This is a genomic window from Actinotalea subterranea (assembly GCF_008364845.1).
GTDB classification, from domain to species: Bacteria; Actinomycetota; Actinomycetes; order Actinomycetales; family Cellulomonadaceae; genus Actinotalea; species Actinotalea subterranea.
The window spans coordinates 18,651-34,388 of the sequence record NZ_VTTP01000009.1; the positions used below are offsets into that span (position 1 = coordinate 18,651).

Annotated in this window: 19 protein-coding genes; 7 read left to right on the top strand and 12 right to left on the bottom strand. The window is 74.0% G+C overall.

Annotation, left to right across the window (positions count from 1 at the left end; genetic code table 11):
- Positions 1–33 precede the first annotated feature (33 nt).
- The 3 genes from rplT to infC all read right to left on the bottom strand — a co-directional run bounded on the left by rplT (position 34) and on the right by infC (position 1,869).
- Positions 34–417, bottom strand: a complete 384-nt coding sequence (rplT, locus tag FZ988_RS14170) for a 50S ribosomal protein L20 (RefSeq protein WP_149204690.1) — start codon at positions 415–417, stop codon at positions 34–36.
- Between the two features lie 64 nt (positions 418–481).
- Entirely contained in the window at positions 482–676 is a 195-nt protein-coding gene (gene rpmI / locus FZ988_RS14175; RefSeq protein ID WP_149204776.1) for a 50S ribosomal protein L35, read from the bottom strand.
- 83 nt (positions 677–759) lie between these two features.
- Entirely contained in the window at positions 760–1,869 is a 1,110-nt protein-coding gene (gene infC / locus FZ988_RS14180; protein WP_246169517.1) for a translation initiation factor IF-3, read from the bottom strand.
- 302 nt (positions 1,870–2,171) lie between these two features.
- On the opposite strand from infC, the gene FZ988_RS14185 reads away from it, so the two are divergent.
- The 3 genes from FZ988_RS14185 to FZ988_RS14195 all read left to right on the top strand — a co-directional run bounded on the left by FZ988_RS14185 (position 2,172) and on the right by FZ988_RS14195 (position 4,719).
- Positions 2,172–2,630, top strand: a complete 459-nt coding sequence (locus FZ988_RS14185; protein ID WP_149204691.1) for a Fur family transcriptional regulator — start codon at positions 2,172–2,174, stop codon at positions 2,628–2,630.
- A gap of 58 nt (positions 2,631–2,688) precedes the next feature.
- Positions 2,689–4,194: a catalase gene (locus FZ988_RS14190; protein WP_149204692.1), complete on the top strand. Its 1,506-nt coding sequence runs from the start codon at positions 2,689–2,691 to the stop codon at positions 4,192–4,194.
- Between the two features lie 186 nt (positions 4,195–4,380).
- On the top strand, positions 4,381–4,719 hold the full coding sequence (locus FZ988_RS14195; RefSeq protein ID WP_149204778.1) for a DUF1844 domain-containing protein: 339 nt from the start codon (positions 4,381–4,383) through the stop codon (positions 4,717–4,719).
- Positions 4,720–4,768: 49 nt separating this feature from the next.
- On the opposite strand, the gene FZ988_RS14200 is transcribed toward FZ988_RS14195, so the two are convergent.
- Positions 4,769–5,083 (bottom strand): hypothetical protein, encoded by a 315-nt coding sequence (locus FZ988_RS14200; RefSeq protein WP_149204693.1) that lies wholly within the window; start codon positions 5,081–5,083, stop codon positions 4,769–4,771.
- Between FZ988_RS14200 and FZ988_RS14205 the strand changes: the two genes are divergently transcribed.
- From FZ988_RS14205 to FZ988_RS14215, 3 genes are all read left to right on the top strand, one after another.
- Complete coding sequence (locus tag FZ988_RS14205; protein ID WP_149204694.1) at positions 5,070–5,687, top strand: AAA family ATPase; 618 nt, start codon at positions 5,070–5,072, stop codon at positions 5,685–5,687. The two genes, FZ988_RS14200 and FZ988_RS14205, sit on opposite strands and share 14 nt — an antisense overlap.
- Positions 5,684–6,466, top strand: coding sequence for a S1C family serine protease (locus FZ988_RS14210; RefSeq protein WP_425457991.1), 783 nt, complete (start codon positions 5,684–5,686; stop codon positions 6,464–6,466). Before FZ988_RS14205 ends, FZ988_RS14210 begins: the two co-directional genes overlap by 4 nt.
- Before the next feature lie 117 nt (positions 6,467–6,583).
- Positions 6,584–7,105: a spore germination protein GerW family protein gene (locus tag FZ988_RS14215; protein ID WP_149204695.1), complete on the top strand. Its 522-nt coding sequence runs from the start codon at positions 6,584–6,586 to the stop codon at positions 7,103–7,105.
- 33 nt (positions 7,106–7,138) lie between these two features.
- On the opposite strand, the gene FZ988_RS14220 is transcribed toward FZ988_RS14215, so the two are convergent.
- The 8 genes from FZ988_RS14220 to FZ988_RS14255 all read right to left on the bottom strand — a co-directional run bounded on the left by FZ988_RS14220 (position 7,139) and on the right by FZ988_RS14255 (position 13,351).
- The gene (locus tag FZ988_RS14220) at positions 7,139–7,891 is read right to left on the bottom strand and encodes an SseB family protein (protein ID WP_342781320.1); all 753 of its coding nucleotides are present in this window, start codon (positions 7,889–7,891) and stop codon (positions 7,139–7,141) included.
- The gene (gene priA / locus FZ988_RS14225) at positions 7,888–8,619 is read right to left on the bottom strand and encodes a bifunctional 1-(5-phosphoribosyl)-5-((5-phosphoribosylamino)methylideneamino)imidazole-4-carboxamide isomerase/phosphoribosylanthranilate isomerase PriA (protein WP_149204696.1); all 732 of its coding nucleotides are present in this window, start codon (positions 8,617–8,619) and stop codon (positions 7,888–7,890) included. Before priA ends, FZ988_RS14220 begins: the two co-directional genes overlap by 4 nt.
- 8 nt (positions 8,620–8,627) lie before the next feature.
- The gene (hisH, locus tag FZ988_RS14230; RefSeq protein ID WP_149204697.1) at positions 8,628–9,269 is read right to left on the bottom strand and encodes an imidazole glycerol phosphate synthase subunit HisH; all 642 of its coding nucleotides are present in this window, start codon (positions 9,267–9,269) and stop codon (positions 8,628–8,630) included.
- 124 nt (positions 9,270–9,393) lie between these two features.
- Positions 9,394–9,807: a hypothetical protein gene (locus FZ988_RS14235; protein WP_246169518.1), complete on the bottom strand. Its 414-nt coding sequence runs from the start codon at positions 9,805–9,807 to the stop codon at positions 9,394–9,396.
- A gap of 86 nt (positions 9,808–9,893) precedes the next feature.
- Positions 9,894–10,526 (bottom strand): imidazoleglycerol-phosphate dehydratase HisB, encoded by a 633-nt coding sequence (hisB, locus tag FZ988_RS14240; protein WP_149204699.1) that lies wholly within the window; start codon positions 10,524–10,526, stop codon positions 9,894–9,896.
- Positions 10,523–11,626, bottom strand: coding sequence for a histidinol-phosphate transaminase (locus FZ988_RS14245; RefSeq protein ID WP_246169519.1), 1,104 nt, complete (start codon positions 11,624–11,626; stop codon positions 10,523–10,525). Before FZ988_RS14245 ends, hisB begins: the two co-directional genes overlap by 4 nt.
- Before the next feature lie 125 nt (positions 11,627–11,751).
- A complete protein-coding gene (locus tag FZ988_RS14250; protein ID WP_149204700.1) occupies positions 11,752–12,384 on the bottom strand; it encodes a YgjV family protein in 633 nt (210 codons plus the stop codon).
- Between the two features lie 115 nt (positions 12,385–12,499).
- Entirely contained in the window at positions 12,500–13,351 is an 852-nt protein-coding gene (locus tag FZ988_RS14255; protein ID WP_149204701.1) for an alpha/beta fold hydrolase, read from the bottom strand.
- A gap of 60 nt (positions 13,352–13,411) precedes the next feature.
- On the opposite strand from FZ988_RS14255, the gene FZ988_RS14260 reads away from it, so the two are divergent.
- A complete protein-coding gene (locus FZ988_RS14260) occupies positions 13,412–15,682 on the top strand; it encodes a RecQ family ATP-dependent DNA helicase (protein ID WP_149204702.1) in 2,271 nt (756 codons plus the stop codon).
- The last annotated feature ends 56 nt before the right edge of the window (positions 15,683–15,738 follow it).

Consider the following 15,738-nt stretch of genomic DNA (forward strand, 5'->3'; position numbering starts at 1 on the left):
GGGGTGGTGCTCAGTGGGTCGCCTGCGTCGCTGTCACGCCGCCGAGGGCGCGTTGACGTCTGCCGGGAGAGCGTCCTTCGCGACCTTGACGAGGGCGTTGAACGCGGGCGCGTCGTTGACGGCCATGTCCGCGAGGACACGGCGGTCGACCTCGACGCCGGCGAGCTTGAGGCCCTGGATCAGACGGTTGTACGTCAGCCCCTGGGCGCGCGACGCCGCGTTGATGCGCTGGATCCACAGCTTACGGAAGTCACCCTTGCGGGCCTTGCGGTCGCGGTACGCGTAGACGAGGGAGTGGGTGACCTGCTCCTTCGCCTTGCGGTACAGGCGAGAACGCTGCCCGCGGTAACCGCTGGCGCGCTCGAGAGTCGTACGACGCTTCTTCTGGGCATTGACTGCCCGCTTCACGCGTGCCACGTGATGCTCCTTGCGTTTCGGGGCTCACAGGTGAGGCCGAGGCGTGCTGAGCACGCCGCGGGGCTCACTTGCCGAGCAGCTTCTTGATCTTGGGGGTGTCGACGGCCGAGACGACCTGGTCGGAGGCGAGACGACGGGTCCGACGGCTCGACTTGTGCTCGAACAGGTGCCGGGCGCCTGCCTGCTCACGCATGAGCTTGCCGGTCCCGGTGATCCGGAAACGCTTCTTCGCACCACTGTGCGTCTTGTTCTTCGGCACTGGTGTGCTCTCTTCCATCAGGTCGTCCCGGGGAGGACGACACGTTCATGTCCGGGCCGGTGGGCCCGCACGGGACAGGTGGTCTACGCCTGCTCGGAACCAGACGCCTTGGCGCGGGCCGCGGGCTTGGGGGCCCCCGGCTTCGCTGCCGGCTTGGCCGGTGTCGGTGCAGCCGCCGCCTTCGCCGGGGTGGGCTTGGGCGTGCTCGCGGCCGGCGCCTTGGCCGCGGCGGGTGCCGCGGTCGTGGGCGCCGGTTCTGCGGCCTCGGCTGCCGCGGGCGCTGCAGCCTTCGGGGCAGCAGGAGCGGCGGCCTTGGCTGCCGCGGGCGCAGCGGCCTTGGGTGCCGGAGCGGCCTTGGGTGCCGGAGCAGCCTTAGGCGCCGGAGCGGCCTTCGACTCCGCGACGGCGGGCGTCGATGCGACCTCGGCCACCTCGACCTCAGCGGGCTGCTGCGCGGCCGCGGCCGGCTGAGCGCTCACAGGCTGGGCGACGGGCGCTGCGGGAGCCGCCTCGGCGCCGGGAACCTCGTTGGCCTCGGCCTCCTGGGCGCGTCGACGCTGCTGCTGCTCGACCTTGGCGTCGGCCTTCTTCTTCGTCGGGCCGAGCACCATGATCATGTTTCGCCCGTCCTGCTTGGGCATGCTCTCGATGAAGCCGAGCTCGACGACGTCGTCGGCGAGGCGCTGCAGGAGGCGAACGCCCATCTCCGGACGCGACTGCTCACGACCGCGGAACATGATCATGACCTTGACCTTGTCCCCCGCCTTGAGGAACCGCTCGACGTGGCCCTTCTTGGTGCCGTAGTCGTGCGGGTCGATCTTGAGGCGGAAGCGGATCTCCTTGAGCACCGTGTTGGCCTGGTTGCGCCGGGCCTCACGGGCCTTCATGTCGGCCTCGTACTTGAACTTCCCGTAGTCCATGAGCTTGCAGACCGGGGGGCGGGCGTCAGGTGCGACCTCGACCAGGTCGAGGTCCGCCTCCTGCGCGAGACGCAGGGCGTCCTCCACGCGGACGATGCCGACCTGCTCGCCGTTCGGGCCGACCAGGCGGACCTCGGCGACGCGGATCCGATCGTTGATGCGGGGCTCGCTGATGTGCTGCTCCTCGTGCTCGTCGTGGGACCACCAGCAACGAAGAAGGCCTCCGCTGCTGAGCACGAGCGGAGGCCTGCGTCCGGTGGTGACGGCACGCACGGGGCATGCACAGCACCGGGCCGTGAACGCTGACGCGCACCACAACCCTCGGACCGGACCCGGCACCTGTCGCCCCGGAGGGTCGGTCGGCACGCGGGTGGGATCAGCTCCACTTGTGCATCGGCGCGTCACGTGAGCACGAGTGCAGACGCAACTCACCGATGGGTCGCAGCAAGCGTAGCACCCTCCCCTCGGGGGTCGGAGGTCGGGGGTGGGCGCTGCGTGCCGCAGACCCGGGGCCCGACGCCCATACGCCATCCCGATTCTTGAACGATTCCAGATTGGTGTGCGACGATGCGATCATGACCGACACGAACGCGCTGCGCGAGCGGGGGCTGCGGGTCACCGCCCCACGCCTGGCGGTGCTCGAGGCGGTGGGTCGCGTGCCCCACGCGACCGCGGACCGGGTGCTGACCGAGGTCCGGCGCGCCCTGCCCACGGTCTCCGTGCAGGCGGTCTACGACGTGCTGCACGCGCTCACCGACGTCGGGATGCTGCGCCGCATCGAGCCGGCGGGCCATGCGGCGCGCTACGAGCGTCGGGTGGCCGACAACCACCACCACGTCGTGTGCCGTGGCTGCGGGGCGCTCGACGACGTGGACTGCGCGGTCGGCCCGTCGCCCTGCCTCACCCCGAGCTCGACCAGCGGGTTCACGATCGACACCGCCGAGGTCACCTACTGGGGCCTCTGCCCTGCCTGCCAGTCCGCCCCCGACACGCACACGACACGCGACCAGCCGGTCGCACCCGACGCGGCCTGACCTGGCCCGCCGGGCGACGCCGACCCGCACGGGACGGCACGCACACGAGAGGAACACCGTGACGCAGACGCCGTACACGACCACCAACGCAGGGGCACCCGTCGCCTCCGACGCCCACGCCCAGACCGTCGGCGCGGACGGCCCGATCGTCCTGCACGACCACTACCTCGTGGAGAAGCTCGCCCAGTTCAACCGCGAGCGCGTGCCCGAGCGTGTCGTCCACGCGAAGGGCGGCGGCGCGTTCGGCACGTTCACCACGACCGAGGACGTGTCATCCTTCACGCGCGCCGCGCTCTTCCAGCCCGGGACCCGGACGGAGATGCTCGCGCGCTTCTCGACCGTCGCCGGCGAGCAGGGCTCGCCCGACACGTGGCGGGACCCGCGCGGCTTCGCGCTGAAGTTCTACACGACCGAGGGCAACTACGACCTGGTCGGCAACAACACCCCCGTCTTCTTCATCCGCGACGGGATCAAGTTCCCCGACTTCATCCACTCGCAGAAGCGTCTGCCGGGTTCTCACCTGCGCGACAACGACATGCAGTGGGACTTCTGGTCGCTGTCGCCCGAGTCCGCGCACCAGGTCACCTGGCTCATGGGCGACCGCGGCATCCCCGCGTCCTGGCGGCACATGGACGGGTTCGGCTCGCACACCTACCAGTGGATCAACGCCGCAGGCGAGCGCTTCTGGGTCAAGTACCACTTCAAGACCGACCAGGGCATCCAGAACTTCAGCCCCGACGAGGCCTCGCAGCTCGCGGGCTCCGACGCCGACGTCCACATCCGGGACCTGCACGACGCCATCGAGGGGGGCGACCACCCGTCGTGGACGCTCTACGTCCAGGTCATGCCGTACGACGACGCCGCGGGCTACCGCTTCAACCCGTTCGACCTGACGAAGGTCTGGCCCCACGCGGACTACCCGCTGATCAAGGTCGGGACCATGCGGCTCGACCGCAACCCCGACAACTACTTCGCGCAGATCGAGCAGGCCACCTTCGCCCCCTCGAACTTCGTCCCCGGCATCGCGGCGAGCCCGGACAAGATGCTGCTCGCGCGGATCTTCTCCTACGCGGACGCCCACCGCTACCGCGTCGGCACCAACCACGCGCAGCTCCCGGTGAACGCACCCCACGCGGCGCCCGTGCACGCCTACTCGCAGGACGGCGCCGCGCGGTACACGTTCAGCGGGCCCGACGTCCCGGTGTACGCACCCAACTCACGCGGCGGGGCGCACGCCGAGCCGGGTCGCGCGGCCGAGTCTCCCGGGTGGGAGTCCGACGGCGCGCTCGTCCGGGCGGCAGCGACCCTCCACGAGCAGGACAGCGACTGGGGCCAGGCCGGCACGCTGTACCGCGAGGTGTTCGACGACGCGGCACGCGCACGGTTCCTCGACACCATCACGGGCCACGTCGGCGGCGTGAAGAGCGAGGACATCCGTGAACGGGCGATCGCCTACTGGACCAACGTCGACGCCGGGCTCGGGTCTGCTCTCCGCGCGAACCTCCAGGGCACGGCCCCCGTCGAGACGGGCCAGCCGGCGACGTCGGCGCTGCCGGTCGCCTGAGCGTCGGCGGCGGCTGACCGGGCCGCCGTGGACGTGCCGCGGGCCGACCATGACGGCCCGCCGGCACGTCCACGGCGGCACCACCGCTAAGCCACCCCGCGGCGGTGAGAGGATCAGCGGATGAACGACGACACGCACCCTCGGTCGGACGGTCCGGCGGCCGACACGCACACCGCCACGAGCCAGATGCGCGACATCGCGGACGTCGCGGCGGTCGAGGTGATCACGACCGCGGCCGTCCACCTCATGAGCGCCGCGGCCGTGAAGTGCGGCCTCGGGCCCGACGCCGACGGCGTGCGTGGCGTCGACCTCATGGACCTCGACGAGGCTCGCAAGCTCATCACCGCCCTCGCTGGCCTGGTGACGGCCTCGGCACCCGACATCGGCAACCAGCACGCCCGCTCTCTGCGTGACGGGCTGCGCTCGCTCCAGCTCGCGTTCCGGGAGGCGTCGCCGTTCCCCGACGCCCCCGGCGAGGGTCCCGGCGAGAAGCTCACCGGGGCCGTGGCGCCGTCCGCGACCTGACCCGGCGTCCCGATCGGCGGCCGGGCGCGTCATCGACGGCCTGACTCTCCTATCCTGGCTGCGTGACCGACCCGTCGACGGCTGAGCGTCTGCAGGCGCCCGTCCCGCGGCCGGCGCCGGACCACGCCGATCCCGCGAACGGCAGCACCGGCCTGGCCGCGCCCGCCAGCGCGACGTCCTCGGACGCCCCCAGCACGACGCCGTCGGAGGCCCGCAGCGCGACCTCGTCGGATGCCCCCAGCACGACGTCGTCGGACGCTCCCAGCACGACGTCGTCGGACGTGGGTGGCGAGACACCCGCGGACGTCGGCAGCACCGCGTCCGAGGACGCCCCCAGCACGGCACCCGAGGTGGCAGCAGGCACGGCGGCCACCGTCCGCGCCGAGGTGCACAGCGACGCGCCGACGGTCCTGGGTGCGGACGACACCGCGGGGCAGACCGCGCCCGTGAGCCACCGGCACCGCCCCCGTCGGCGCCGCGCCGTCCCGGTCCTCGCCGGGGCACTGGTCCTGGCGACCGCGGCGGCCGTGTACCTGTTCGTCGTCGCGAAGGCGCTCGAGCAGAGGTCGGCGGACTACCTCGACTCCGCACGTGACCTCGGGTCGCAGGTCGCGACGACCGAGGCCGAGCTCGAGGGCGCCCAGTCCGAGCTCGACGCCGTACGCGCGCAGCTCGCGACGGCGCAGGAGCGGATCGTCGAGCTGGCGGACGAGAAGGCCCAGCTCGGCGACGACCGCGAGGTCCAGCGCCAGCTCGCGGACTACCAGGCGCGCGTGACGGACGCCGCGGGGGACGTCGCACTCGCGCTGGACCAGTGCGTCCAGGGCCAGAACCAGCTCATCGGCTACATGGAGAACGCCGCACAGTACGACCCGACCGAGCTGGAGCAGTTCGGCAACGACGTGCAGGCCCTGTGCCAGGCCGCGACCGAGGCCAACACGGCCCTGCAGCGGGAGCTCGCGCCATGACGCGCGCACGGGTGCGCCGACCTCGCCCGCGCCCGGCCCCGGTGCGCACGGCGACAGCCGCGGCAGGTCTCGCCGCCATGCTCGCCCTCGCCGGCTGCGCCGTCGTCGAGGAGATCCCCCGCATGCCCGGCCCCCCGGTGACGGACTTCGTCCCGACCGACGTGCCCGAGGTGGCACCCACCGGGACCGGCAACCTCTCGCCGGACGGGTTCGACGCCGTCCAGCGCATGGCGGTGCGCATCCGTAACGTCGGGTGCAGCTCGCTCTCGACCGGCTCCGGTTTCGCGATCGACGCGACCACCCTCATCACCAACCGGCACGTCGTCGCGGACTCTGCCGACCTCCAGGTCTCCACGTACGACGGTCGCGACGTCGCCGTGACCGCGTCGAGCACCGCAGCGCTCGCGGACCTCGCCGTCGTGCGGACCGCGCAGGCGCTGCCGACGTCACCCGAGCTCGCGACGAGCGACCCCGTGCGCGGGGACGCCGTCACGGTCGTCGGCTACCCGCAAGGTGGTGCGCTCACGCTCACCACGGGCCAGGTGATCGGCACCACGACGGACCCGCTCAACGAGAACCTCGGCGAGGTCCTCGTGACCGACGCGCCGGTCGAACCGGGCAGCTCGGGGTCCGCGGTCCTGGACGCCGACGGCCGCGTGGTGGGCGTGGTCTACGCGAAGAACGCCGCCGGTCAGAGCTTCATCGTCCCCGTCAGCACGCTCCGCAACCTGCTGGCCGACGAGTCCGCGTTCACACCGGCCCCGGGCTGCGGGTCCTGACCCTCGCGGTCGTCGCAGGATCCGCCCGCGTCGGCGCCCGACGCGTCCCACGCCGCTGGGGAGACGCGTGGCGCGGATCTGCTGTGCCGCGCGGCGCGCCGGGGGCACGATGTGACCATGACTGCATCGAGCCGAGACGACCACAGCGCCCCCGAGTCGAGCCCGAGCGAGGCACGGGGGGCCGGGCAGCCCACCGAGGACGTCCCCGAGGGACCTGACGGGACCGGGCGCTGGCACGGCCGTGACCGAGGGGCGCGCACCCTGGTCACACGCGTGGCGGGGGACGCGCTGAGCGTGCGCCGAGCCTTCGGCGAGCCCATCCGCCAGGGCGAGACCATGCTCGTCCCCGTCGCGAGGGTCACCGGCGGCTCGGGCTCGGGGCACGGCTCCGGCGGCGTCGGAGGTGGCGGAAGCGACGCCGAGAGGGCCTCGGCCCGCGGGGAGGCGTCGGGCTCGGGTGCCGGCGGTGCGTTCGCCGTCCGGGTCAAGCCCATCGGCGTCTACGTCGTGCGTGGCGCGGACGTCCAGTGGCAACCGGCCCTCGACCTCGGCCGCGTCATCCTCGGCGGTCAGCTCGTCGGGCTCGTCGCCGTCGTCGCGGTCAGCTGGGCCGTGCGTCGCCGCGGACGCCGCCGCTGACCGTCGGTCCCCGCGCGCCGGCCTCGCCGCTGTTCAGGGTGCGCGCTCGACGCGGACCTCGAGCGCGTCGACCGCGTCCACGACGAGCGCCTGCGCGGCGAGGGCCGCCCCGACCCGCGTGAGCACCTCGTCGAGCCCGGAACGGTCCAGCCCGTCACGCAGCCCGAGCACGACAGCCACCGCCGTCCCCGTCCCCGGGCGGACGTCGACCGACGTGACGTGCTCCATGCCCGCGACGGCCCCCACGACAGCCGCGCGGACGTCGGGACGGACCTTCCCGCCCTCGACCGCGGGCCGCCAGGGCCGGCCCGTCGCGAGGGCACGGACAGCGGTGCGGGGAAGGACCACGGCGACCGGGCCGGCCGGGTCGACAAGGAGCGCCTCCCAGCCCTCGGCGAGCGCAGCCACCGCAGCACGCGGCGCCGACGACGGGACAGGGCGGGCCTCCGGACGCCACGCCTGCATGGACGCGACGCTCGTGAACACCGGGAGGGCGGCGCGCCCGTCCGGGACGCGCACGGCGACGACGCCCGCCGAGGCCTCCTTGTCGACCTCGAGGCCGTCCGCGGTGACACCCGCCGCCTCCAGCCGGGCGAGCACGGGCACGAGGACGCGGGCCGACGTGAGGGCTGCGACGACGTCGCCCAGGCCGGCCGCCCCGCCCAGGTGGGCCGACAGCGCGGCCATGAGCGCCGGATCGGCCGTCCCGTCGTCCCCCGCGAACGGCGACGGGCCCGGCAGGGCGCGCCCGGGCCCCGCCTGCCCCGCAGGAGCGCCGATCGTCACACCGGGCGTCCGGCGACGTCGAGCGCCTCGGGGAGCGTGAACGCGCCGGCGTAGAGCGCCTTGCCCACGATCGCTCCCTCGACGCCGTCAGGAACGAGCTCGCGCAGTGCCGCGAGGTCGGCGAGGCTCGAGATGCCACCGGATGCGACCACCGGCGACCCGGTACGCGCGCAGACGTCGCGGAGCAGCTCGACGTTCGGGCCGCGCAGGGTCCCGTCCTTCGTCACGTCCGTCACCACGTACCGCGGGCAGCCCGCGGCCTCGAGGCGCTCGAGCACCTCCCAGAGGTCACCGCCCTCCTGGGTCCAGCCGCGCGCAGCGAGCGTCGTGCCGCGCACGTCGAGGCCGACCGCCACGGCCTCGCCGTGCTCGGCGATGACCCTGGCCGTCCAGTCCGGGTCCTCGAGCGCGGCGGTACCGAGGTTCACTCGCGCACACCCCGTCGCGAGGGCACGCTCGAGCGACGCGTCGTCACGGATCCCGCCCGACATCTCGACCTTCACGTCGAGCGTCCCCACGACGGACGCGAGGAGGTCGGCGTTCGAGCCGCGGCCGAACGCCGCGTCGAGGTCGACCAGGTGGATCCACTCCGCGCCGCCCGCCTGCCAGTCCAGCGCGGCCTGCAGGGGGCTCCCGTAGGACGTCTCGGAGCCCGCGGCGCCCTGGACCAGGCGCACCGCCTGACCGTCGGCGACGTCGACGGCGGGGAGGAGCTGGAGTCGAGTCATGCGGAGCCTCAGTGTCCCTTCAGGGTGGTGACCCAGTTCTCGAGCAGCTGGGCGCCGGCGTCGCCGGACTTCTCGGGGTGGAACTGCGTGGCCGCGAGCGGCCCGTTCTCGACGGCCGCGACGAAGCGCTCGCCGTGCTCGGCCCACGTGACCTTGGGCGGCGTGAACCGCGCGTCGCCCAGCGGGCCGAACGAGCGGGCCGCGTACGAGTGCACGAAGTAGAAGTACTCCTGCTCGATGCCGCGGAACAGCGTCGAGCCCTCGGGCGCGTCGATCGTGGACCACCCCATGTGAGGGACGACCGGCGCGTCCAGCCTGTCGACGACCCCCGGCCACTCGCCCAGCCCGTCCGTGCGCACACCGTGCTCGTCCCCCGCGTCGAACATGACCTGCATGCCGACGCAGATGCCGAGCACCGGACGCCCCCCGGCGAGGCGACGGTCGACGATCTGGTCGCCGCGGACCGCACGGAGCCCGTGCATCACGGCCGCGAAGGCGCCGACGCCGGGGACCACGAGGCCGTCCGCGCGTGCGGCGGCATCGGCGTCGGACGTGAGCTCGACCTGCGCCCCGACACGTTCGAGCGCGCGCACCGCGGAGCGCACGTTGCCGAAGCCGTAGTCGAGGACGACGACGCTGGGAGAGGTCACCCCAGGATTTTACGGGGCCGGGGCGCCGCCGCCCGCCCATGTCCAGATCCACCCCGACCCGCCGTGCGGCGCGCAGCGCGGGACGGGCGGGTCCCGTACGCGCGGCAGGTCGACGCGCGAGCGGTCAGCGCCGGCGGGCGGCGCGCGCAGCGGCGGCCAGCAACCGCGTCGCACGCCACCGGGACATCCCGACCGAGGACACCACTCCCGTCAGGTCGGCGACGGTCAGGACGCCGAGCAGGACCTGCTCGATCTCCGGCGGGGCGCCGTCGAGCATGAGCACCGCGGGTACCTCGCCGTCGGGCGCTCCGCGCGACCAGCGCGTCGCGGTCATGTGACCCGCGCGCTGCTCGACCAGGACCACGGGGGTGTTCGCCAGGAGCTGGGAGATGACCTGGGCAGCACGCTGCGGCTCCCCCGGTTCCGTCGACCGGCAGACCGCGACCGCACCGATCTCCGTCGGCGCCGCGTCGACCGGGACCTTGCTCAGCGCGCACGCGGCCGCCAGGCCCTGCGCGACCGCGACCTTCGTCAGCACGACGGCGACCGTCGGCGGTGCCGGATCGCCCGTCCCTGCACCGGACCGGGGCGTGCCGGGGTCCTCTTCGGGCACCTGCCCCTCGGTCACAGGGTGCCCTTGGTGGAGGGCACCCCGTCCACGCGCGGGTCCGGCGCCACGGCCGCTCGCAGCGCGCGGGCGAGGGCCTTGAACTGCGCCTCGACGACGTGGTGCGGGTCGCGCCCGGCCAGGACGCGCATGTGGATGCAGATGCCCGCGTGGTGGGCGATCGACTCGAGGACGTGCCGCGTGAGCGACCCGGTGAAGTGCCCTCCGATGAGGTGGTACTCCTGGCCGGCGGGCTCCCCGGAGTGGACGAGGTACGGGCGTCCCGAGACGTCGACGACCGCCTGCGCCAGGGCCTCGTCGAGCGGCACCAGGGCGTCGCCGAAGCGGCCGATGCCCGCCTTGGCGCCGAGCGCGAGCCGCAGCGCCTCGCCGATCGCGATAGCGACGTCCTCGACCGTGTGGTGCGCGTCGATGTGCGTGTCGCCGGTCGCCCGTACGGTCAGGTCGATGAGCGAGTGCTTGCCCAGGGCGGTGAGCATGTGGTCGTAGAACGGCACGCTCGTGGAGATCTCGGTGCGCCCGGTGCCGTCGAGGTCGAGCTCGACGAGCACGCTCGACTCGGACGTCGTGCGCTCGACGCGCCCGACGCGGGCACCCGCCGGGGTGCTGCCCGTGCTGCCTGTGGTCACAGTCCCGCCACCTCCACGAGGGCGGCACGGAAGGCCGCCATCTCCGCCGGAGTGCCGATCGACACCCGGAGCCACCCGTCCGGACCCGTCTCGCGGATCAGCACGCCACGGTCGAGCAGACCCTGCCAGACGGCGTGCCGGTCCGCGAACCGGCCGAAGAGCACGAAGTTCGCGTCGCTCTCGGCCGCCGTGAGCCCTCGCGCGCGCAGCCACGCGACCGTCGCGTCGCGCTCCTCGCGCAGCGCACCGACCTGAGCCATGAGCTCGGTCGCATGCCCCAGCGCCGCACGTGCCACCGCCTGCGTGACCGCCGACAGGTGGTACGGCAGGCGCACGACGCGCAGCGCGTCCACGAGCGCGGGCGAGGCCGCGAGATAGCCGACCCGGGCCCCCGCGAGGCCGAACGCCTTCGACATCGTCCGTGCCACGGCCAGGTTCGGGTGCGCCCCGAGCAGCTCGAGCGCCGACGGGGTGCCTGTGCGCCTGAACTCGCCGTAGGCCTCGTCCACGACGACGACGCAGCCACCCGGCACCGCGTCCGCTGCCGCGAGGACGGCCTCGACGGTGCCCCGCGGCAGTGCGGTTCCCGTCGGGTTGTTCGGGCTCGCGAGCAGGATGACCGACGGCCGGTGCTCGGTCGTCATGCGCTCGACCTCGTCGAGGTCGAGCGAGAAGTCCTCCGCACGGCGCCCCGCGACCCAGACGGTGGCGGTGTCCCGGGCGTACTCCGGGTACATCGAGTACGTGGGCGCGAAGGAGAGCGCTGTCCGGCCGGGTCCACCGAACGCCTGGAGCAGGTGCAGCATGACCTCGTTCGACCCGTTGGCCGCCCAGACCTGCGCGGCGTCGAGCTCGACGCCCGACTCCCGGAGCAGGTACGCGGCCAGGTCCGTGCGCAGGGCACCGAAGTCCCGGTCCGGGTAGCGGTTGAGCCCGCGCGCCGCGGCCTCGACCGCACGTGCCACGTCCGCGACGACGGCGTCGGACGGCGGGTAGGGGTTCTCGTTGACGTTGAGGAGCACCGGGACGTCCAGCTGCGGGGCGCCGTACGGCTCCAGACCACGGAGCTCGGGACGCAGCGGGAGGTCGGGGGCGGTCACGGGCTCGATCGTAGCCAGGCGCGCCAACCGGCGACGTCCCGTCCACCGCCCGTCAGCCGTCGGCCCCGACCGTGCGCCCGACGCCGACGCGTGCTCGGGTGCCCGCCGTGGCGCTGGGTCCGGCGTCAGGCGGCGCCGAGCTCCAGGACCCGCCGGCCATCGCGCTCGACGAACCCGACGGCGCGCAGGTACTTCTCGGACGCGGCCATGCCGTCGGACGCCACGACCCGGCGCGTGCCCAGGGCCGCGAAGGGTCCGTCCGGGCGGAACACGAACTCGCCGGGCGTGAAGTCCCGGAACGCCGGGAGGACGTAGTCGAGCACCACCTGCTGCTCGTCGGGCCGCTCACCGGCGCGTGACAGCACGACGCCGACGACCTGGTCCTCGGTGCTGACGAGGAACGCGTGGTCGGCGGCCTCGGTCACGTCCGCGGGAAGGCCCGGGTTGAAGGCCGCGACGTCGTCCTTGTGCCGTGTGAGCAGGTGGCGCAGGTACGGCTCGTCCAGGCCGATCGGCACCGCGTCGTACACGCGCGCGTCGTGGCGCTGACGCAGGAGCCGTGCGATCACCCAGATGTTGATCCCGACGAGCACCACGTTCATGGCCGCCATGGGCCACACGCCGACGATCGCGTTGTACGCGATGAGCACGGCGCACGAGATGGTGTTCAGGACCCGGAACCGCATGACGCGGGTCTGCAGCAGGGACAGCACGAGGACGGCCGAGCCCAGCCAGCCGACGATCTCAAGGACAGGCACGTCACACGCTCCACGACACGTCACCGGCACCTGTGGGCGCCGTCCGGCTACCGATCCTAGGCCCAGCCGGGTCGCCGCCCCCGGGTCCCGGTCCGGGACCCCACGCGCAGCCCGGTCACCCCTGGCCGACGGCCGACCCGACCCACTCCAGGATCAGGGGCCCGACGACGTCCGGCAGGTAGACGTCCGCGTGGTCGACCCCCGCGAGCCGCTCCACGGTGACGTCGTGCCCGCCGGCGACGAGCTCGTCGGCGAACGCGTCGGTGAACGACATCGGGACGACCGTGTCCGCGTCACCGTGCACGAGGAGGAACGGCAGCCCGGGGCGTTCGGCGGCCTGCGCGAGGGGGTTCCCCTCGCGCCAGCGCTCGGCGTCCTGCGCCTGGGCGGTGCCGAAGAGGTCCTGCGCGAGACCTCCCGTCGCCGCGACGTCGTAGGGACCCGCCAGCCCGACGACGCCGTCCGCCTGCGCCTCCGGGACCTCGCACGTCTCACGACCCTGCGCCGACGCCTGCGGGACGAGGCCGGCGAGCGACGCCAGGTGAGCGCCGGCGGAGTGCCCCACGACCACGACGGGCACTCCGGGCACCTGGTCGGCGGCCACGCGGACGGCGCACCGCACGTCGTCGACCGGGACAGGGAACCGGTCACCCGTGCCGGCCGTGCCGTAGGTGATGGTCACGACGGCGAGCCCGCCGTCGACGAGGTCCTGGGACAACGGTACGAGGCCGGACGGGTCGGCGCTGGACCAGCCGCCACCCGGGACGAGCACGACGACGCCCTGCGGCGCGCCGTCGGGCAGGCTCGTCGACGCGGTCATCCCCGGTCGGTACTCCACCGTCCCCGCGGGTGCCGGTCCCCCGCCGCCCGCGTCGCCCGCGCCGCCCGCGTCGTCGCTCGTCGAGCACCCGGCGAGCAGCCCGACGGCGGCACCGAGCGCGACCGCACGACGCACGGGCCACCTCATGCCGTCAGTCTGGCACCCGCGGCACGCGCTCGTGTGGGAGCCGGCTGCGACACTTCCAGGGTGCCGCCGACCTCGCCTGAGCCCACCGACCGACCCAGCGCCGCCGTCGACCAGCGACCGCAGACCCGCCTCGCCGGGGCTCCCGGGCCGGGACCTGAGCGCTCCCTCGGCGCGACGCCGGACCGTGCTGCACTCGAGCGCCGCGCCCAGGAGGTGCTCCGCGACCTCGTCGGGCACCCCGACGCACGCCTGCGAGCCGATCAGTGGACGGCCATCGAGGCGCTCGTCGTCGACCGTCGCCGTGCACTCGTCGTCCAGCGCACCGGATGGGGCAAGTCGGCGGTCTACTTCGTCGCGACCGCGCTCCTGCGCGAGCTCGGCGCCGGTCCGACCGTCATCGTGTCCCCCCTTCTCGCGCTCATGCGCAACCAGGTCGAGGCGGCGCGGCGAGCGGGCATCCAGGCGGAGACCATCCACTCGGCGAACACCGACGAGTGGGAGACCGTCCACGCGCGGGTCGCGTCAGGGACGACCGACGTCCTGCTCGTGTCCCCCGAGCGGCTCAACAACCCCGCCTTCCGCGACGAGGTGCTCCCCCGTCTCGCGCGCGACGCGGGGCTGCTCGTCGTCGACGAGGCCCACTGCATCTCGGACTGGGGGCACGACTTCCGCCCCGACTACCGCCGGATCCGCACGATGCTCGAGGAGCTGCCCACCGGGACGCCCGTGCTGGCGACGACCGCGACCGCGAACGCACGGGTCACTGCGGACGTCGCGGAGCAGCTCGCCGCCGGGGCGACCGTGGACGCCGCGGCCCCCGCTGCCGACGTGCTCGTGCTCCGGGGAACGCTCGAGCGCGAGAGCCTGCGGCTCGCGGTCCGCGAGCTGCCCGACCACGCCGCGCAGCTCGCGTGGCTGACTCAGGAGCTCCCGCGCATGGCCGGGTCCGGCATCGTCTACTGCCTCACGGTGGCGGCGGCCGAGCAGGTCGCCGATCACCTGCGCAGCACCGGGATGGAGGTACGTGCGTACACCGGTCATACGGACCCGGCCGAGCGGCTCGAGCAGGAGCAGGACCTCCTCGCCAACCGCATCAAGGCCCTCGTCGCGACCTCCGCGCTCGGCATGGGCTTCGACAAGCCCGACCTCGGGTTCGTGGTCCACGTGGGCGCCCCGAGCTCGCCGATCTCGTACTACCAGCAGGTGGGGCGTGCCGGACGCGCGACCGAGCGCGCCGACGTCGTGCTGCTCCCCGGGCGTGACGACCGCGCGATCTGGGACTGGTACGCCTCGATGGCGTTCCCGCCCGAGGCGGAGGTCCGGGCGACGATCGACGCGCTGACGACGGCGGGCGGCCCGCTCTCGACCGCCGCGCTCGAGCCCTACGTCGGCCTGCGCCGGAACCGCCTCGAGCTCATGCTCAAGGTCCTCGACGTGGACGGCGCGGTCCGGCGCGTCAAGGGCGGCTGGGAGGCGACCGGGCGCGCCTGGGCCTACGACGCGGAGCGCTACGCCCGCGTCGCCGAGACACGGCGCGCCGAGCAGCAGCTGATGCTCGACTACGTCCGCTCGACGACGTGCCGGATGTCGTTCCTGCGTGCCGCCCTCGACGACCCCGAGCTCGCCGAGCAGCCGGGCTGGCGGTGCGGTCGCTGCGACCGGTGCGGCGGCGTGACGGCCGCTGCCGCCCCCGATGCGGTGGCGGTCGCGGCCGCCCGTGAGCAGCTCGCCGTCCCGGGCACACCGCTCGAGCCGAGGCGGCAGTGGCCGAGCGGCCTCGGGACCCTCGGGCTCGAGCTGCGCGGCAAGATCGGGGAGACCGAGCGCGCCGAGCCAGGGCGAGCCGTGGGGCGGCTGGACGGGCTGGGTCTCGGTGCCGTCCTGCGCGCCCTCCTGACGCCGGTCGGCGGCGCGGTCGAGGACGGTCCCGTGCCCGCGGCCCTGCGGGGCGCGGTGCTCGAGGTCCTCGACGCCTGGCACCCTGAGGTCGACGGTGTCGTCGTCGTCGCGTCGGCATCCAGGCCGGCTCTCGTGGAGCACCTCGCGACGGCTGCCGCCCGGCACCTGGGCGTCCCCCTCGTCGGGCACGTCCGTCCCGACCCGTCAGCCGGCCCTGGACGCCACGACGTCAACTCGGCGCAACGCCTCGCCTCGGTCGCACGGCGGCTGCACCTCGACCTCTCGGACGCCGCGCGCGGCGGGCTTCCCGGGCGCGCCGTCCTGCTCGTGGACGACCGCTACGACACCGGGTGGACGGTCACCGTCGCCGCACGCCTGCTCCGGGACGCCGGTGCGGCGCACGTCCTGCCGTTCACCCTCGCCGCGGGCTGAGCAACCCGCAGGCTGAGCGGCCCGCGGGCCGAGGGACCCGCGGGCTGAGGGACCCG